The sequence below is a fragment of the Caballeronia sp. LZ016 genome (genome assembly GCF_031450805.1).
Lineage (GTDB): Bacteria > Pseudomonadota > Gammaproteobacteria > Burkholderiales > Burkholderiaceae > Caballeronia.
Genome location: NZ_JARTVY010000004.1, coordinates 335,746 through 353,655, shown reverse-complemented (window position 1 = coordinate 353,655; position 17,910 = coordinate 335,746). Strand labels below are relative to the sequence as shown.

Below are 17,910 nucleotides of genomic sequence, written 5' to 3'. Positions count from 1 at the left end.
CCTGCATCAAGAAATGCCGGCTGCTCCGCAATGGTAGCGGCCGCCCTTCGCCTATTGGCTGTTTTGAGACGAACCGGTCGTGCCGCTGCCCGTGCGTTTGTGTGAACCGGTGCCCTTGTGCGTTCCGCTTCCCTGGGATCGATTCGACGAGCCATTCGTCATGGCGCCGGTGCCCGTGCCCTGCGTCATGCCGCCCGCCGCGCCCGCATTTCCGCCCGCTGCCCCACCGGGGTTGCCTGCGCCCGCGCCGGTGCCCATGCCCGTCCCGCCGCCGGCTCCTGCGGCCGTCCCGCCCGCGCTGCCCGCACCGGCACCGCCACCGCCTGCGCCACCACCGCCTGCACCCCCACCACCACCGGCACCGCCGCCTTGCGCGTAGACACCTACCGACAGCGCCATCGCGAGCGCCGAAGCCAAAATCCTAGCGGTCATGCGTTTCATTGTTGCCTCCGAATGTCGATATCCTGCGAGCCCCCGCCCGCACGATGCGGAAGCTCCCGCATACGCCATGCCGTCCTCGCAGGCTTGTCGCGTTGCTGGTCTTCGATACACGCAGACTCGCCGGCGCTTTCCACGCGTCAATGGTCCTTTTGCGTTGATTCGTCCTGGTGTTGCAGCAGGCTCAAGATACTTACTGACGGTTTCCGTAGCCATTCGACTCGTCCGTCATCGCTCAAAGAAAAGCCGGGCCGAGTCCAGCGAAGCAGTGGACGCACCGCGAACTCATGCATTCCGTCAAACGGCTGCGGCCGCGCTCTCGATCGCTTCATTGAGCTGGACAACGTCTACGGGCTTCGTGAAATGGAAGTCGAATCCGGCTTCGGCGGTCCGCTCGCGGTCTTGAGGCTGCCCCCAGCCGGTGATCGCAATCATCGTCACATCCTTGATCGCGGGCGTCGCCCGGATTCGCCGGGCAACGTCGTATCCGCTCATGCCTGGCAGCCCAAGGTCGAGCAGAACGACTTCCGGGCTGTAGTGATCGAGGACGTCGACGGCTTCCTCGCCCGAATAAACCGTCCGCACCTCGTGCCCCTCGAGTTCCAGGAGCGCGGTCAGCGCATCGGCGGCATCGACATTGTCATCGACGACCAGGATGCAACGCTTCGCTCCCGCCGACGCGACGGCTGGCGCGTCCCGCGTCGGAGCAGGCGCAGGCACCACGCGGCATGCGGCCGGGAGGTGAATGGAAAAGCAGCTTCCTCGATTTTTTCCACCGCTCGACGCCGTCAGCCGGCCTCCGTGCAACTCGATCAGCGACTTGGAAAGCGCGAGACCGATCCCGAGGCCACCCTCGCGGTGATGATCGGGCTTCACCTGCGAAAACATCGAGAAGATGGCCGACAGCTTGTCGGGCTCGATCCCGATTCCATTGTCGGCGACTGACAGCACGATCTCCTCGTCATCTGCCGTCGCTGCCAGTTCGATTCGCCCACCCGGCGGCGTGTACTTCGCCGCGTTCGTCAGCAGGTTGCCCAGTACCTGCGCGAGCCGCAAGCGGTCTGCGTCGATATGCAATGGCCGGGCGGGCGGCTTTACGACAAGCTCGTGGGCCTTGCCTTCGACAATCGGCCTCGCGATCTCGACTGCTTCGTCGACGACCTCCCGGAGCGCCACGACTTCTTTGCGCAGTGTCAACGCGCCCCGCGTGATGCGCGACACGTCGAGCAGATCATCCAGCAGCAGCGCCATCGCGGCCGACTGTCGCCGCAGCACCGCGATGCACCACGCCCTGCGCTCGTCCGTCAGTCCCGGTTGCTCCAGGATCTCGGCGACCTGCCTGATCGGCGCGAGCGGGTTGCGCAGCTCGTGCGCGAGTGTCGCGAGAAACTCGTCCTTGCGGCGGTCGGCCTCGGAGAGCGCCTTCTCGGCGCGCACACGCGGCGTGATGTCGCCAAACCACGCGACGATTGAACCGCCCAGCGACGCAGCGACGACGTGAAACCATTGCTCGCCCGCGCCTGCTTGAACGCACACGTCGAACGCTTCCCGGCCAGCGCGTTCGGCCAGCGGCGCAAGCCGATTCAACAACAGGTCCGCGTCCCATCCCGTCGGACGGACATACGAGGTCGAGCTGCCCACGACCACCCCTGCGGCAGGGTTGAACAGGTGAGCAGCCGCCTCGTTCAGGTAATCCCAACGAAGCTCGGCGATGCGGCCGTCGCGCAGCATCGGCGTCACGATGAAAAACGGCACGCCTGCGCTATTCAACGCGACGTCGAAGCGGTGACGGGAGTCGCGCTCCACTTGCAACAGGCGATCCGCTGCGTCCTGTGTAGCCGCCTCGGCTCTTCCTGCCCGCCGGGCCACCTTGGCGAGTTGCTGTCCTGCAGCGACCAGCAATGCGCCGACGACGATAAAGGCCAGCAGCACCAGTCGGTCCGGAGGTTGATCGACAGCGAAGCTCCCGATCGGCTGCATCCACAGTGCGCCGTACGCCACGCCGATCGCCAGAAGCAATGCGCCGGACCACGCGCCGAACAGAACCGTGATGAGGGGAAGCGATGCACTGATGAGCAGGAAGGTCAGTCGACCGTGGGCGACCCATGTCAGCGCTTGCTGGGCCACGAGAACGGCTGCTGAAGACGCGACGCCGTACAACAGGCGTTTTTTCAAAGGGTATTGTGCGATGCGAACGATCATGGCGGCGATTTATGCTGGCGAAAGGACAGGTATGACGATTGCATCCGGTGACGGGTCTCCTCCTCGTCCTTTACCTCTCTCGGCGGACGGGGAACTACACCCGCCCTCGCTCTCCTCAGGGCGGGTTTTTTTTGAGCGCATTACGGGGGCTCGACCTTTTCGTATGCATTATGCATTCCTCCTATCTATGCAAATGCGAGTCGTTACAGCAAGGCGCAAAAAAAAGTCCCTGGGTCGTGAGCCCGGGACTTTGAAGAGGTGATCGCAGCTAGGCCGCTTACGCAATGACGCTCCCGCCACTTACCGCGTCTGCAAAAAGACGCGCATAGAGATCAGCCGGCTCTGGGTCTAGCGCGGGGCAAGTCACGAGCTGTCGTAGCCCCGCGCCGCTTGACTATGCGCTGTAGGTGCGAGGATGAATCGTCGACTCATATCCTTCGCGTGTCGCATCAGTCAACGGCGGTGAAGTCGGCTTTGCATTAGCAGTCGTGGCCGGAGCCAGGCATCAGACAACGAACACCGCCGTCGACGCGCGCAACTCGCCGGCCTGCGCTTCGAGCGCATTCGTGGCAGCCGCGGCTTCTTCGACGAGCGCCGCGTTCTGTTGCGTCACCTCATCCATCTGCGATACCGCCTGGTTGACCTGTCCGATGCCCTTGCTCTGCTCTTCGGAAGCGGCGGCGATCTCGCTCATCAGCCCGGTGACTCGCTTGATGGCTTCGGTAATCTGCGTCATCGTCGCACCGGCATTCTCGACATGGCTCGTTCCGGCGCGCACTCGATCCACCGACCTGTCGATCAGTTCGCGTACTTCTTTCGATGCCGCCGACGACCGTTGCGCAAGGGATCGCACTTCCGAGGCGACCACCGCAAAGCCCCGCCCGTGCTCGCCCGCGCGCGCGGCTTCGACGGCAGCGTTCAGCGCCAGGATGTTCGTCTGAAACGCTATGCCCTCGATGATTCCGGCGATCTCTGCGATCTGCCTCGAGTCGGTATTGATCGCTTCCATCGTCGACACGACGTCCGAAACGACGCTCGCTCCGCGGTCGGCGACATCCGCTGCGGCAGACGCAAGACGATTTGCTTCGTGCGCGTTACTCGTGTTGTTCGTAACCGTCGACGTCAATTCTTCCATGCTCGCCGCAGTCTGCTGGAGCGATGCCGCCTGCTCCTCCGTACGCTGCGACAGATCGAGATTGCCGGCTGCAATTTGTTGGGATGCAGTCGCGATCGAGTCCGCGGATGTCTTGATGGCCGTGACGGTCTGCTTAAGTTGCCGCTGCATGCGGCTGATTGAATACAGGAGGCTCGTGCGATCATCCGGTTTTGTCACGACAGATACCGATAAGTCGTTGCCCGCAATACCGTCTGCGATCTGAACCGCATATTCGGGCTCTCCGCCGAGCGTGCGTCGCAGAGAGCGGTTCAGCAGCACTGTAGTCAGCGCGAGCAGCGTGGCCATGCCAGCGAAGACCAGCAGCGCGCGATACACCGACCGCATGAAGTCCGCCTGAAGATCATCGAGGTAGACGCCCGTCAGAATCGTCCATTGCCACGGCTTGTAGGAGGCGACATGGCTCAGCTTGGGCACGCTTTCGGTTGCACCCGGCTTCGGCCAGCTATAACGCAGGAAGCCCTGGCCGTCGCGCTGTGCAAGCGCCACCGCATCGGACCACATGTGAATGCCGTCCTTGTCCTGAATGTCTTTGGCGCTCTTGCCTTCCATGTCTGGCTTGGTGGAGTGCATCACGAGCGTGACATCGGGATCGATGATCGCGAAATAGCCATCGCCGCCATAACGCATGACGCGCACGCGCTCGGCAGCCTGTGTGCGCGCCTCGGCGTCCGTGAGCTGTCCCGTCTGCGCTTTTGCCGCGTAGTCTTTGATCGTGTTGAGGGCAGCGTCCGTGACCGCGCCAAGCGTGGCGCGCCGTTCTTCTAATCGGATCTCGCGCATCTCGAAAGCATCGAAAATGGAGAGCGCGGTGAGACAAATGAGGCTGATTGCCAAAGGGATCCACATGCGGACCCGAAAGGGAATATTTTTCATGACCAGTACTTTAGGGTAAACACCCGTTTACGGCTTTATTACCGATCACTTTAGCGATTGCACTGGTCTTGCTGTAAAAGAACCGCGTCTCCCGTCAGGTCCGAGTGTGGGGTTGGCAATCGAACGGCTCGGCTTAGCGTTATCTTCAGATGCCTCGAGCTAAGAGCCAACTTGTGCCTACTGAATCTGCGCGATGCGCAAGAGATTGGTGGTACCCGGCGTGCCGAACGGCATCCCCGCAGAAATAACGACGGTCTCACCTGCTTCGCCGAAGCCTTCCGCAACAACTGTCTCGCATGCCAACTCACTGACCTCCGCCGCGTCGACCAACTCCTTGCACAAGACGGAATGGACACCCCACGCCAAGGCGAGACGGCGAGCCGTTCCCGTCTGCGGCGTCATGCCGACGATCGGCGCGCAGGGACGTTCGCGCGCCATGCACAGCGCTGAGTAACCGGAACTGGTGTACGCAACCGTGGCGACGGCCTTCAGCAAGCCCGTAACGTGCCGCATTGCATAGCCGATGGCGTCCGAAGGCGTCGCGCGAGGCTCGGCGTGAGACGCCGCAATCACCTCGCGATAGTAAGGATCATGCTCGGTCTGCGAGATGATCGAGTCCATCATCCGCACGGCTTCGACGGGATATTTCCCACTGGCCGATTCCGCAGAAAGCATCACCGCATCGGCGCCGTCATACACGGCAGTGGCCACGTCGGAGGCCTCCGCTCGGGTCGGCACGGGCGCTGTCACCATCGACTCGAGCATTTGAGTCGCCACTATCACCGGTTTGCCGGCCTTTCGACAAGCGCGCACGATACGCTTCTGAATCGCTGGCACCTGTTCGGCGGGCATTTCAACGCCAAGATCGCCGCGCGCAACCATCACGGCATCTGCCTCGTCGACGATCGCATCGAGGCTACCGATTGCCGCCGGTTTCTCCAGCTTCGCCACAATGCCCACTCGATCGCCGACGATCTTTCTGACCTCCCGAATATCTTCGGCGCGCTGTACGAACGACAGCGCGAGCCAGTCAATGCCAAGGCCGAGGCCGAACTCGAGGTCGCGGCAATCTTTTTCCGTCATGGCGGAAAGCGGCAACACCACATCGGGAACGTTGACGCCCTTGCGTTCCGACAACGGCCCGCCGACCAATACCGTGGTTTCTGCAAAGTCCGGACCGCATCGTTCGACTCGCAACTGAATTCGCCCATCGTCCAGCAATAAGTTCGCTTCTGGTTTCAGAGCCGCAAAGATTTCCGGATGCGGGAGCGCAACGCGGCTCGCGTCGCCCGGCATATTCGTGTCGAGATCGAGCCGGAATGAGTCGCCCTTCGCAAGCGACACCGGACCGCTCACGAAGGTACCGATTCGGAGCTTGGGCCCTTGAAGATCGAGAAGGATACCGATCGGCCGGCGCAGGTCCTTCTCGATCGACCGGATGATTTCTAGTCGCCGTTGATGGTCCTCATGGGAACCATGACTGAAGTTGAGGCGGAAGACATCCGCACCTGCCTTGAAGAGCGCCTCGATCGTGTCCCGGCTCGTGCTCGGCGGACCCAAGGTCGCAACAATCTTCGCGTTTCGGGTTCGCCGCATCGTTATAGACTCCTTGAAAGGCCGCCGCACTGACCGGCGATGTAGATGGGAAACTGACGAACACGCAAGGCCGGCTGCGCTGTCGCCATCGCAGCGTCGAACATGTCCTTGAGTAGACGGTCCCCGTCCGCGCCATTGATCTCGACCGGCAGACTGCTCGATCGAGAGGGTTTCATCAATGCTTTCGCACGTTGGCGTCCGGCCTTGATCGAAGCGAAACGCGCTACGGGTCTTTTCACCCGCATCACGAATATCAATCGCTCAGCGAACGTCATGACGCGCCACATGGCGTCGCATTGGTGAGGTCGAAAGTGCAGTACGCGCCCGCCGTCATGCCGACGAGCGCGGAACTCACAGTGTCATCCCTCAAGCAGCCTGCCCCGCAGCTATCTGTTGAAGTTGCGAGCAGACCGCTTCGGTGACTTGCGCGGTCGTTGCGGTACCGCCAAGGTCTCGCGTATGGAGAGACTTGTCAGCGGTCACCGTTTCGACTGCCTGCATGACACGCCTGGCAGCATCGAATTCACCGAGGTGTTCGAGCAGCATCACCACCGACCAGAATGTGCCGACCGGATTCGCGAGGCCTTTGCCCATGATGTCGAATGCAGAGCCGTGAATCGGCTCGAACATCGACGGATAGCGGCGCTCGGGATCGATGTTGCCGGTCGGCGCGATGCCGAGACTACCCGCAAGTGCAGCAGCCAGGTCGCTCAAGATATCCGCGTGCAAGTTGGTGGCGACGATCGTATCGAGCGTCTCCGGGCGGTTCACCATGCGCGCGGTCGACGCATCGACGAGTTCCTTGTCCCATTTGACGTCGGGGAACTCCTTTGAAATTTCGAGCGCGATCTCATCCCACATGACCATTGCGTGGCGTTGCGCGTTGCTCTTGGTGATAACGGTGAGCAGCTTGCGCGGACGAGATTGCGCCAGCTTGAATGCGAAACGCATGATCCGTTCGACACCGGCGCGAGTGAGGATAGACACGTCCGTTGCCGCCTCGATCGGATGACCCTGGTGCACGCGCCCGCCGACACCCGAGTATTCGCCTTCCGAATTCTCGCGCACTATCACCCAGTTCAAATCTTCCGGCTTACAGCGCTTGAGCGGTGCGTCGATGCCCGGGAGAATGCGCGTCGGACGCACGTTCGCGTACTGATCCAGACCTTGGCAGATTTTCAGGCGAAGGCCCCAAAGCGTGATGTGGTCGGGAATATCCGGGTCGCCTGCCGAGCCGAACAGAATGGCGTCCTTGTCGCGAATCGCATCGAGACCGTTCTCGGGCATCATCACGCCGTGCTTGCGGTGATAGTCACCGCCCCAGTCGAAGTTCTCGAACTCGAATGCAAACGACTTCTCCGAGTTGGCGAGTGCTTCGAGGACTCGTTGGCCAGCGGGAACCACTTCTTTGCCGATGCCGTCACCGGGGATGGTTGCAATGCGATAGGTTTTCATGTGTGTCTCCGTCCTTCATGGATTGGGTGTATGCAGTGCCTCGTTCAAGGCTGCCTGAACAAAGGTCTGGGGCAGCCTGAGCAAGGGCTTACTTGATGAAACTGAGTTGGGCGCTGATCTTCTCGAGAATCGGCTTCTTCTTTTCGTTGAACGCGGTCTTGTTTTGCGCCATGAGGTTATTCCCCTTGGTGTCGATAGAGATAATAAGAGGACCGAACTCTTTCACGCGATTGATCCACAACGTTTCGGGCATGCCAAGATCCTGCCATTTCGCGCCCTCGATTTCCTCGACGAGCGTGGCAGCCAGCACCGCGCATCCGCCCGGGAAAATCGCGTGTACGGCTTTGTGCTCTTCGCAGCCGGCCGCCGTCTCGGGACCCATCCCGCCCTTTCCGACAATCAGCTTCACGCCAGTCTGCCCGATGAACTCACGTTCGAATTTTTCCATTCGCATGCTGGTCGTCGGACCGATCGAAACCATTTCGAAGCTGCCGTCTTCTTTCTTTCGAACGATTGGGCCAGCATGAAAGATCGCGCCGCCGGCGAGATCGACAGGAAGCTGCCTGCCTTGCTCGATGAGCCTTCGATGCGCCACATCACGACAGGTCACAAGACGGCCAGTCAGATAAACCACGTCGCCGACGTTGAGACCTTCGAGGTCTTCGCTCTTGATGGGGGTCGTGAGGACCTTCTTCATAGCGCCACTCCTTCATGCGACAGGATTTCGTACGACGCGTCGGCATGGATGCGAATCTTTCCGCGTCGATGTGCCCAGCATCCCGTGTTGATCGCAACGCCGATCGTAGATGGATGACGCGCCGAAGATTCGATATTCACGCCCATCACGCTGTTGTTACCGGTGAGCCCCTGCGGACCGATTCCTATCTCGTTGAGGCCTTCTTCAAGCAGTGCTTCCATCAGCGCGGCCCGCGGATTCCCGCTTCTGGAGTTGACTGGCCGCAAGATCGCCAGCTTGGAAAGACGCGCGGCAGTTTCGACGGACGTCGAAACACCGATGCCGACCAACAGCGGTGGACACGCGTTGACGCCGCGTTCGGTAATGACGTCCATCACGAACTCCGCCACGCCCTCGTAGCCCTGCCCCGGCATGAGTACCTTTGCCGCCCCTGGCAGCGTGCAGCCGCCACCGGCCATATACACATCGATCGTGCAACTATCGCTTTCGGGAACAATGCGCCAGTCGAGCCATGGAATCTGAGTGCCGGTATTCGTGCCCGTATTTTTCTCGTCGAACGTCTCGACTGCGTTGTGGCGCAGCGGTCCCATCTGCGTCGCGCCTTCAGTCGCTTCGCGGAGGATTTCTTCCAACTCTCCCAGCAGCGGAAAATTGGCGCCGGCTTCAACGAAGTACTGAATTACGCCGGTATCCTGACAACTCGGACGGTTCAATTGATCGGCCGCCTTCTGGTTGCCGTCCATCGAATCGTAGATCGATTTCGCAAGCGGATTCGTTTCCAGCGTGCGCAATTCGGCCAGCTTTTCCTTGACGTCCGTCGGCAGACGTTTTCCGATATAAGCAGTGAATTTGGCCATCGTGTCAGTCACAGACTGAACAGCTGCTTCCTTGTCCATCATGATTTCCTCTAGCAACATCGTGATCGGGGCATTCCCATTGGCTTTCAATGCGCCGCGGCATTGCCGGGCGTGACAGGCGCTTTCTGCGTACGGGCGAGCAGCAAGGTAAGCGCGGCGGAAAGTACGAGCAGCCCTGCAACGAAATAGAGTCCGCCTGCGTAACTGCCAGTCTGATCCTTCACCCAGCCGATCATCGCGGGTCCAGCGAAGCCGCCCAGGTTGCCAATCGAATTGATCGTCGCGATGCCGGTAGCGGCTGCAGCGCCTGACAGAAACATCGTCGGCATGGTCCACAGCGGCGGCTTGGCGCAGCTGATGCCGATATTGACGAGCGTGAGCGCAGCGATCAGTCCTACGACGCTATTGGCGACCGCCGCAATAGCCAGGCCGACGGCAGCTGCAACACACGCCAGCGCAACGTGCCATGTACGTTCACCGGTGCGATCGGAGTGCCGTGACCAGAAAATCATGGCGATGACCGAGACAACGGGCGGGATCGCATTGAGTACGCCGACAGTCATGGACGAGACGCCGAGCTGCTTGATGATCTGCGGCGCCCAGATGCCGAGCGTATAGAGGCCTGCCGATGTCCCGAAGTAGATCAGCGACAAGGCCAGCACACGCGGATTAGCCAGGCCACTGATGATGCCGTGCTTGGCGCTGGTAGAACGCCTCGAAGCTTCGTCGTTCATGACGTTGACGAGCCAGGTGCGTTCGTCGTCCTTCAGCCATTTCGCCTTTTCGGGTTTGTCGGTCATGTAGAAGAACACGACGACACCGAGAATGAGCGCTGGAATGGCTTCCAGAATGAACATCCACTGCCAGCCGTGCAGCCCCATCACGCCGTTCATTTCGAGCAAGGCGGCGGAAAGCGGCGAACCCAGCGCAGTGGAGAGCGGTGCAGCCGCCATGAAGAAAGCCACTACACCGGCACGGTGACGCGCCGGGAACCAGTAACTCAGGTACAAGATGATTCCCGGGAAGAAGCCCGCCTCAGCGGCTCCGAGCAGGAATCGGATGATGTAGAAGCTCGTTGGCCCTTTGACGAAGGCCATCGCAGCGGAGATGATGCCCCAGGTGACCATGACCCGGGCGATCCACATCCGGGCTCCGACCTTGTGCAAGATGATGTTGGAAGGCACCTCGAACAGGAAATAGCCCCAGAAAAAGATGCCGGCGCCAAAACCGAGAATCGAGGCAGTGAAGCCCAGATCGGCTCTCATGGTGAGGGAAGCGAAGCCGATATTGACCCGGTCGATATAAGCCACGAAGTAAAGCAACATGATGAACGGCACGATGCGCCAGGTAATCTTACGCAGAGTGCGTTTTTCCAGATCCATTTCCATGGATGTCTCCTGTTCCGATAACGGTCTCGCCGTCTTGCGCGGCTCTCATTGCCTGTCTCCAGCAGCGGAGTGGCCGTTTGGCAATTGCCAGGAACAAAGAGTAGAACTAGTACAGGCACGTATGAATCCAGCTAAACTTAAAACATCATTGCGAAAAACTCACGAATCATGGACTCCGAACTCGGGTTCTTTTGCTTGCTGGTCAAGCGAGGAAGTCTGGTGGCAACGGCACAGGAGTTGAATCTGACGCCGCCGGCAGTCTCCAGGCGGCTGTCTGCGCTGGAAGACCGGTTGGGAGTCCGTCTGCTGAACCGAACCACGAGACGCATTACCCTGACGAATGAGGGCGAGGTGTATTTCGCCCATGCGCAGCGCATTCTTAGCGACATCGACGACATGGAGCGTCTGGTTTCAAGCAGTCGCGCGGCTCCCAAGGGGCTATTGCGGGTGAATGCGCCGCTGGGCTTTGGCCGGTCTTACATTGGACCCGCCATTTCAGTCTTTAGCCGCGACTTCCCCGAGGTGGAGGTGCAGTTGCATCTCACCGACCGGCCCGTGAGCTTGCCCGACGAAAGCATCGACGTATCGATACGCTTCGGGGAAATGCCTGATTCGCGGCTCATCGCGAAGAGGATCGCGCTCAATCGCCGCCTTCTGGTCGCTTCGCCAACTTACTTGCGCACCACTGCGGAACCCGCCTACCCGCACGATCTGACTCAACATCAATGCATCGTTTTGCGGCAAAACGAAGCGGCCTACGGCAACTGGCGTCTAAGTCGCGGCGGTCGCACCGAGACCATTAAAGTGCACGGCAAACTAAGCACTAACGACGGGGAAGTTGCGCTTAATTGGGCGCTCGAGGGGCAAGGAATCCTCATGCGCGCCGAGTGGGATATAGCCAAATATCTTCGCAGCGGACGGCTGGTGCAGGTTCTGACAGACTACGAAACTCCCCCGGCCGATATCTACGCTGTCTATCCAGAGCGCCTCAACCTGTCGGCTAAAGTCGCTTGCTTCGTCGAGCACTTACGCAACTATCTGGGGCAGCACGCCGACGGTCCTTCCCCCGCTGGCTCGCCTTGGTAGTCGGGCGCGAATTCTGGTTGGGCACGATGAGGCGCCGCATTGTCAATCTGCGCGGTTGAAAGAGTTATTGCTCGCCGCCTGGCCACAGACTGGCGACTGGAAACTTTTAGTCGGGTTTCGGTGATTTCATCTTCCGCTGCGACTGGGATGTGGTATCCAGCACGACGAAGATCCGACAGGCCGGGTTCAACGATGTCGTCGATAGCACGGACATGTTTCTGCGTCTCTTTGACGAGTTCCGCGAGCGAAAGGCGATTCCATAAGCGTCATGCGCGGCGCGAAGCTCGAGCCGCTACACCATCGCGAAAGCCCTGGACAGCCGTGGATCGCCGCGCGGCGGTACCATGTCCGTTTCGCCGCACGGCTGTCACATGGAACTGAAGCAGATCCAGTATTTCATCGCGCTGTTCGAGGAAGGCACCGTCACGCGGGCGGCGAAGCGGCTCAATATTGCGCAACCCGCACTCAGCATGCAGATCGCGAAGCTTGAGGCCGAACTGCGGCAGACGCTCTTCGAACGCGGGCCGCACGGCATGGCGCCGACCGAAGCCGCGCGCCTCATGTATCGCCTGTACACGCCGATCATGCGCGACATCGAGCATGCGCGCGAACACCTGAGCCGGCGCGATGTCATCGTGACGGGCCGGGTGTCGCTCGGCATGGTGTCGTCGGAAGCGCAAAGCGTCCTCGCGGAATCGCTCGCGCGGTTCGACGCGCTCTTTCCGCAGGTCGAAGTGTCGGTGTCGGACGGATTCAGCGCGCAGCTCATCGAAGCCGTGGAGTCGGGCCGGCTCGATGCGGCGATCATCAACAAGCCGCGGGGGCGGCTCTCGCTCGACGTCGAGCCGCTGGTCGTGGAAGAAATGGTACTCGTAACGAGCGCGGCGCACGGGCCTGAACTGCCCGACATCATCGATCTCGTCGCGCAACCGGATATCGAACTGGTGCTGCCCACGCGGCGAAACGGACTGCGCGGTGCGCTCGACGCCGCGCTGATTGCAGCCGATGTCGTCATCAAGCCGAAGTTCGAGATCGACTTGCTGAGCACGATCGTGCGTTTCGTCGAGCAAAGCCGGATTGCGACGATACTGCCGCGAGTCGTCGTGCAGGAGAAGGTGGACAAAGGGCTGCTGCGCGCGCGCACGCTCGGCTCGCCGCCGATCGTGCGTCACATCATCCAGGTCACGCATCCGAAGCGGCCCATTGGACCGGCGGCGCAGGCGTTGATCGCGATCATCACGGAAGAAATCCGGCGGGTGACGACGGGCGTGCCGGCGCCCTCGCCCTGACGACGCCCGCGCGGATCAGCCGCGGCGTGGGGTCGTCCGCTCGCGGGCGGCGCGCGGCGCATCGCTGCGCGTGCCGAAGAGCGTATCGCAGATCGGAAACGTGAGATTGAAATTTTGCGTCGCCATCTGCTCCGGATCGTGATGCGTCACGTGCAGGCGGCGCACCGTATTGATGAACGGCACACGATCAAGAAAGGGACTGTCCGTGACATGCGAGAGCGTGTGCAGCCCTTCGTACATCAGGTAGTACGCGGCCATGGTCATGAGCGCGACATAACCCGCATTGCGCGAGAACACGAAGCCGATCAGCAACGCGAGCGGCATGGCAGCGAGCACGAACGCGACCGGCGCGAACGGCGGGAACAGCAGCGCCCGCCAGTGCTTGTGTCCGTTGTACTCGAGCGTCACATGCGTGAAAAAGCGGTGATGCACGGCGCAGTGACGCTTGTAGATCATGCTGAAGTATTTCGTGGGCCGATGCAGCACGTAGCGGTGCGCGGCCCATTCCGCCCAGTTGCCGAACAGAAAGAGCGGCACGACCGCGAACCACTCGACCAGGGTCGGCGCGTGAAGCTGCGCGGCGCAAAACGCGATCACTGCCGTCGTGAACACGAGTGTGAAGCCCAGATGCATCTCTCCGCGATACCACCACGGCGTCGCGCCCACGTATTCATCGCGGAACTTGTAGGATCGCGCGCGAACGTCGTCGTCATATTTCATGATGAGCGTCTCTGTTATCTATTCGAAAAGTAAGGGCGCGTCGGTCTCGCGCCCGTCGGTGACCGGTGTTTCAGGACCGATTGCGCGCCCCGCTGTTTTCCAGCTTGCCGAGCGTTTCAGGCACGACGAACGCGCCGATGAGAAAGATCACGCTGATGGCGCCGACGAAGATGGCGAGCGTCGACGGCAACTGACTGGCGTCCTTGGCGACCAGCGAAACGAACGTCGGCATCATCCCGCCGATGGCGAAGCCGATGTTCCATGAGAGGCCCGTGCCGGTCGCGCGAATCGCGGTCGGGAAGCGCTCGTTCAGGAAGATGAGGATCGGCGCATAGCCCGCGCTGCCGAGCGCGGAGAGCAGCACCGCGTAGACGCCGATCATCGTGATGCTGTTCGCGGTCGGCAGCAGCAGGAAAAGCCCCGGCAGCGCGACGAGGCGAATGAGACCGATCCACACGAACGCGCTCTTGCGCCCGATGAACGTGCTCAGATGCCCCGCCGCAATCGACGCGATCACCACCGCCACGCTGCAGATCATCAGGATCGCGGCGGCGGCGCCGTTGGGCGCGTGGCTCACGACCTTGAGGAACGTCGGCAGATAGCCGGACGTGAGGTAATAGCCGCTGCCGCCGCCGATGGTCAGCAGCAGGTTGACGAACAACACGCCGCGATAGTCGCGCGAAAAGAGCGTGCGAATGGGCGAGCTCACGACTTCGACCGGTGCGGTCTGAATCTGCCCAGCGGCTTTGGCGGCCCTCTCCGCTGCGAGCTTCTTCCAGAGCGGCGATTCTTCGAGGCTGTTGAACACGAAAAGACCGAGCACCGAACTCACGATTCCAGTGAAGAACATGCAGCGCCAGCCCCACACGTCGAAGAGCTCGCCGGGAAAGATCGACGACATCGCGAGATAGGTAAGCGACGCGAGCAGCGCGCCCAGGCCCGCGCCGCCGCCGCCGATCAGCCCCGACACCGCGCCGCGGTACTTCGGCGCGACGGACTCGGTGCCGATCGTATGCGTCGATGCCACCACGCCGCCGACGAACACGCCCTGCACGAGACGCAGCAGCAGAAAGAGGATCGGCGCGACGACGCCCGCCTGCGCGACGGTCGGCAGGACGCCGAAGGCCGCCGTCGAGAGACCCACGCCGACCACCGCGATGATCATCGCTCCCTTGCGGCCGTGACGGTCCGCGTAGGAGCCGAAGAGCGCGGAGCCGAGCGGACGCATGAGCAGCGTCACCGCGAACGACGCATACACCGCCGCGAGCGAGAGCATCGCGTGCTCGGACGGGAAGAACAGACGCCCGACCACCGGCGCGACGTACAACAACACGAACAGATCGAACAGATCGAGCGCCCAGCCTATGCAGGAGGCGAACACCGCTCCCATGATCTGCCGCTGATTCACCGGAAGCGCGGCGGCCCCGTCTTGTGCAGCTACGGACATTTGCATCTCCTTGTGTGTCACCGGGCCGTCTCTCGACGGTCCCCGTGTCGCGGCACGTTTCGTTGGTGCGTGCTCTTGTTGAGGTTGAAAAAAATCAGTGCGCGGCGGCGACGGGCGGCGTGCCAGACACGTTGACCGCGCTGATCGGGTCGGTTGCGTCGCTCGCGCGTCGTTGCGCGACCATCGCGTCGGCGATCTTCTCCGCGATCATGATGGTCGGTATGTTCGTATTGGCCGATGGCAGTCTCGGCATCAGCGATGCGTCGACCACGCGCAGGCCTCGCGCGCCATGTACGCGGCCTTCGGTATCCGTGACGGCGTCGCGGTCGTGCGCGCCGCCCATTCGGCATGTCCCGCTCGCGTGCCACACGCCGAACACATTCGCGCGGACGAACTCCGCGAGCGCGCGGTCGTCGGCGAGCAGCGCGGCCATGTTCAGCCCGCGCGTGAAAAAGCGTTCGATCAGGAAGCGGCGCAACGGCGCGGGCGTGTCGAGCAGCATGCCGAGCGCTTTGGTCAGCACTGCGTTGCCCTCGCCCACCTTGCTCATGGCCTTGACGCGCGGCGAAAACGCGGCGGGAAAGAAGTCACGCTCGTCGCGCCCGAGGCCCGACGCCTGAATCACGCGCGCGAGCATCCGCACGCCGGCGACGAGGCGCTGCACGTCGCGCTCGTCGTCGAGCAGGTTCAGATCGACGCGCGGCGAGGCGGCCGCATCGGGCGATGCCAGTTGCACGCGGCCCCGCGAATACGGCCGGTTGCACCACAGGAAGAAGAGACCCAGCCGGTTGCCGAGTTCGTGCCACGCTGCTCGCGTCGCGCTCGACAGATACAGGTCCGAGGTATCGCAGCCCGCGACGCCGGAGGTGAGGCGCGCGGCCATCATGCTGGCGCGGCGGCGCGCGAGCGGCATCCGGAAACGCGGTTCCAGAAAATGGCAGAACGTGAGCGACGGATGATCCTGCAGATTGCGTCCGACACCCGGCAAATCCACCGCGCACGCGATGCCGAGCGCCGCGAGTTCGCGTGCATCGCCGATTCCGGCTCGCAGCAACAATGCGGGCGACTGCAACGCGCCCGCGCTCAGCACGACCTCGCCGGCATCGAAGCGCACGCGCTCGCCGCTCGCCGCGACCGCGATCACGCCGCGCGCCGCCGCGCCTTCCATCACGATGCGCTCGACGCGCAAGTTCGCATACACCGCGAGATTCGGCCGCTCGCGCGTGGCTTCGTCCAGATAGGCGATGGCCGTGGACACGCGCTTGTCGTCGATGTTCGAGAACGCGCCGGGAAAGAAGCCGTCGCCGAATTCGCCGTTCTGGTCCTGCAACTCGGCGACGCCGTTCGCGCGCAAGCCCTTCGCGAACGCATGGCAGAACGCCGGCCAGTCTTTCGGCATGATCCGGCGGATCGGTACGGGGCCGTCACTGCCGTGCAATTCGCCGCCGGGGAAGTTCAGGTCGCGTTCGAGCTTGCGGAAGTACGGCAGCACGTCGCGCCACGCCCAGCCATCGGCGCCGGTCGCCGCCCAGTCGTCGTAGTCGCGCGGCAATCCGCGATTGGCCGACTGCACGTTGATGGCGGAGCCGCCGCCCATCACGCGGCCCTGCTCGTACACGCGCGGCGCGGCGTCCGCGGTGGCTTTCGCCTTCAGGTGCGGCCAGATGTACGTGTCGCCGCAGAACACCGGCATCGGATAACTGTCGAGAATGGCCTCCGGCACCGCGCCCGGCGGCGTGTCCGCGCCCGCCTCGATCAGCGCGACGCGCAAGGACGGCACCGCCGAGAGGCGCTGCGCCAGCACGCATCCCGCCGAACCGCCGCCCACGATCACGTAATCGAAGCGTTCCATGTCGTCTTCCCTTGTGTGCGTTGTCAGAAGCCGCGGAACACCGGCTTGCGCTTGCCGTGGAACGCTTCGACGCCCTCGCGGAAATCGTCGGACGAGCGCAGGCGGCTATAGCAATGGCCTTCCAGTTCGATGGCGATGGAAAGCGGCGCGTCCTCCGAATCGTTCAGGAGCTTCTTCGCGGTGCGCTGCGCGAGCGGCGAGAAGGCGCGCAGTTCGTCGACGAGCGCATCGGTTGCGGCTTCCAGTTCAGTGTCCGGCACGCAGTCCACGGCGATGCCCCACTCGTAGGCCTGCTTGCCGGGAATGCGGCGCGAGCGCATCACGATGTCCTTCGTGCGGCCGATGCCGACCATCGCCTGAAGACGCGCCGAGCCGCCCGAGCCGGGAATCTGGCCGAGCTTCTGTTCCGGCAGCGCGTAGAACGTCGTCTCGGTAACGATGCGAAAGTCGCACGCGAGCGACAATTCGAAGCCCACGCCGAAGCAGAAGCCGCGATTGGCCGCGATCACGGGCTTCGCGCAGCGCGCGGGCGCCGCGATGTTCCAGGCGAGCTTCGACACATGCTCCGGCGACGCTTCGAGAAAGCCCTTGATGTCGCCGCCGCTCGAAAAGTGCTCGCCCTTTGCACGCACGACGATCACGCGCACGCGCTCGTCTTCGTCCAGCGCTTCGAAGACGGCGCGAAGCTGGTCGCGCGCGTGCATCGAAATGACGTTGAACGGCGGGCGGTGCAGGATGATGTCGGCGCGCTCGCGCTTCGCGTCGATCTCGACCGAGAAGCCGTCGAGGTCCTGCAGCAGCGTCTGGCCGCGATGGTTCAAATCGCTCATGTG

The 17,910-nt window shown here is 62.3% G+C and carries 15 protein-coding genes; 2 read left to right on the top strand and 13 right to left on the bottom strand.

What is annotated here, in order from left to right; all coding sequences use genetic code 11:
* Nucleotides 1-51: 51 nt before the first annotated feature.
* The 9 genes from P9220_RS22125 to P9220_RS22085 form a co-directional block, all read right to left on the bottom strand.
* On the bottom strand, nt 52-432 hold the full coding sequence (locus P9220_RS22125; protein ID WP_309767718.1) for a hypothetical protein: 381 nt from the start codon (nt 430-432) through the stop codon (nt 52-54).
* Nucleotides 433-735: 303 nt separating this feature from the next.
* Nucleotides 736-2,640 carry an ATP-binding protein gene (locus P9220_RS22120; RefSeq protein WP_309767716.1) on the bottom strand — a complete coding sequence of 635 codons (1,905 nt, stop codon included), beginning with the start codon at nt 2,638-2,640 and terminating at the stop codon, nt 736-738.
* Nucleotides 2,641-3,145: 505 nt separating this feature from the next.
* A complete protein-coding gene (locus P9220_RS22115) occupies nt 3,146-4,651 on the bottom strand; it encodes a methyl-accepting chemotaxis protein (protein ID WP_309767714.1) in 1,506 nt (501 codons plus the stop codon).
* A 216-nt stretch (nt 4,652-4,867) separates the two neighbouring features.
* Nucleotides 4,868-6,286 (bottom strand): pyruvate kinase, encoded by a 1,419-nt coding sequence (gene pyk, locus P9220_RS22110; protein WP_309767713.1) that lies wholly within the window; start codon nt 6,284-6,286, stop codon nt 4,868-4,870.
* A 2-nt stretch (nt 6,287-6,288) separates the two neighbouring features.
* Nucleotides 6,289-6,573, bottom strand: coding sequence for a hypothetical protein (locus tag P9220_RS22105; protein WP_309767712.1), 285 nt, complete (start codon nt 6,571-6,573; stop codon nt 6,289-6,291).
* Nucleotides 6,574-6,652: 79 nt separating this feature from the next.
* Nucleotides 6,653-7,741 (bottom strand): tartrate dehydrogenase, encoded by a 1,089-nt coding sequence (locus tag P9220_RS22100; RefSeq protein WP_309767711.1) that lies wholly within the window; start codon nt 7,739-7,741, stop codon nt 6,653-6,655.
* An 88-nt stretch (nt 7,742-7,829) separates the two neighbouring features.
* Nucleotides 7,830-8,438, bottom strand: a complete 609-nt coding sequence (gene ttdB, locus P9220_RS22095) for a L(+)-tartrate dehydratase subunit beta (RefSeq protein WP_309767709.1) — start codon at nt 8,436-8,438, stop codon at nt 7,830-7,832.
* A complete protein-coding gene (ttdA, locus tag P9220_RS22090; RefSeq protein ID WP_309768241.1) occupies nt 8,435-9,334 on the bottom strand; it encodes a L(+)-tartrate dehydratase subunit alpha in 900 nt (299 codons plus the stop codon). The genes ttdB and ttdA overlap by 4 nt, the downstream gene beginning before the upstream one ends.
* A 47-nt stretch (nt 9,335-9,381) precedes the next feature.
* The gene (locus P9220_RS22085) at nt 9,382-10,683 is read right to left on the bottom strand and encodes an MFS transporter (protein WP_309767706.1); all 1,302 of its coding nucleotides are present in this window, start codon (nt 10,681-10,683) and stop codon (nt 9,382-9,384) included.
* A 168-nt stretch (nt 10,684-10,851) separates the two neighbouring features.
* On the opposite strand from P9220_RS22085, the gene P9220_RS22080 reads away from it, so the two are divergent.
* On the top strand, nt 10,852-11,769 hold the full coding sequence (locus P9220_RS22080) for a LysR family transcriptional regulator (protein WP_309767704.1): 918 nt from the start codon (nt 10,852-10,854) through the stop codon (nt 11,767-11,769).
* A 371-nt stretch (nt 11,770-12,140) separates the two neighbouring features.
* Nucleotides 12,141-13,058: a LysR family transcriptional regulator gene (locus tag P9220_RS22075; protein WP_309768239.1), complete on the top strand. Its 918-nt coding sequence runs from the start codon at nt 12,141-12,143 to the stop codon at nt 13,056-13,058.
* Between the two features lie 15 nt (nt 13,059-13,073).
* On the opposite strand, the gene P9220_RS22070 is transcribed toward P9220_RS22075, so the two are convergent.
* From P9220_RS22070 to P9220_RS22055, 4 genes are all read right to left on the bottom strand, one after another.
* Nucleotides 13,074-13,778 carry a sterol desaturase family protein gene (locus P9220_RS22070; protein ID WP_309767702.1) on the bottom strand — a complete coding sequence of 235 codons (705 nt, stop codon included), beginning with the start codon at nt 13,776-13,778 and terminating at the stop codon, nt 13,074-13,076.
* A gap of 70 nt (nt 13,779-13,848) precedes the next feature.
* On the bottom strand, nt 13,849-15,225 hold the full coding sequence (locus P9220_RS22065; RefSeq protein ID WP_309767700.1) for an MFS transporter: 1,377 nt from the start codon (nt 15,223-15,225) through the stop codon (nt 13,849-13,851).
* Between the two features lie 94 nt (nt 15,226-15,319).
* Nucleotides 15,320-17,077 carry a GMC family oxidoreductase N-terminal domain-containing protein gene (locus P9220_RS22060; protein WP_309767697.1) on the bottom strand — a complete coding sequence of 586 codons (1,758 nt, stop codon included), beginning with the start codon at nt 17,075-17,077 and terminating at the stop codon, nt 15,320-15,322.
* Nucleotides 17,078-17,100: 23 nt separating this feature from the next.
* The gene (locus P9220_RS22055) at nt 17,101-17,907 is read right to left on the bottom strand and encodes an enoyl-CoA hydratase-related protein (RefSeq protein WP_309767696.1); all 807 of its coding nucleotides are present in this window, start codon (nt 17,905-17,907) and stop codon (nt 17,101-17,103) included.
* Between the last annotated feature and the right edge of the window lie 3 nt (nt 17,908-17,910).

Coding starts and splice junctions, on each gene's coding strand:
- P9220_RS22065 (WP_309767700.1), bottom strand. CDS start 15,225: ATGTCCGTAGCTGCACAAGACGGGGCCGCCGCGCTTCCGGTGAATCAG.
- P9220_RS22075 (WP_309768239.1), top strand. CDS start 12,141: ATGGAACTGAAGCAGATCCAGTATTTCATCGCGCTGTTCGAGGAAGGC.
- P9220_RS22070 (WP_309767702.1), bottom strand. CDS start 13,778: ATGAAATATGACGACGACGTTCGCGCGCGATCCTACAAGTTCCGCGAT.
- P9220_RS22060 (WP_309767697.1), bottom strand. CDS start 17,077: ATGGAACGCTTCGATTACGTGATCGTGGGCGGCGGTTCGGCGGGATGC.
- P9220_RS22105 (WP_309767712.1), bottom strand. CDS start 6,573: ATGTGGCGCGTCATGACGTTCGCTGAGCGATTGATATTCGTGATGCGG.
- P9220_RS22100 (WP_309767711.1), bottom strand. CDS start 7,741: ATGAAAACCTATCGCATTGCAACCATCCCCGGTGACGGCATCGGCAAA.
- P9220_RS22085 (WP_309767706.1), bottom strand. CDS start 10,683: ATGGAAATGGATCTGGAAAAACGCACTCTGCGTAAGATTACCTGGCGC.
- P9220_RS22080 (WP_309767704.1), top strand. CDS start 10,852: ATGGACTCCGAACTCGGGTTCTTTTGCTTGCTGGTCAAGCGAGGAAGT.
- pyk (WP_309767713.1), bottom strand. CDS start 6,286: ATGCGGCGAACCCGAAACGCGAAGATTGTTGCGACCTTGGGTCCGCCG.
- P9220_RS22055 (WP_309767696.1), bottom strand. CDS start 17,907: ATGAGCGATTTGAACCATCGCGGCCAGACGCTGCTGCAGGACCTCGAC.
- ttdB (WP_309767709.1), bottom strand. CDS start 8,438: ATGAAGAAGGTCCTCACGACCCCCATCAAGAGCGAAGACCTCGAAGGT.
- P9220_RS22120 (WP_309767716.1), bottom strand. CDS start 2,640: ATGATCGTTCGCATCGCACAATACCCTTTGAAAAAACGCCTGTTGTAC.
- P9220_RS22125 (WP_309767718.1), bottom strand. CDS start 432: ATGACCGCTAGGATTTTGGCTTCGGCGCTCGCGATGGCGCTGTCGGTA.
- ttdA (WP_309768241.1), bottom strand. CDS start 9,334: ATGGACAAGGAAGCAGCTGTTCAGTCTGTGACTGACACGATGGCCAAA.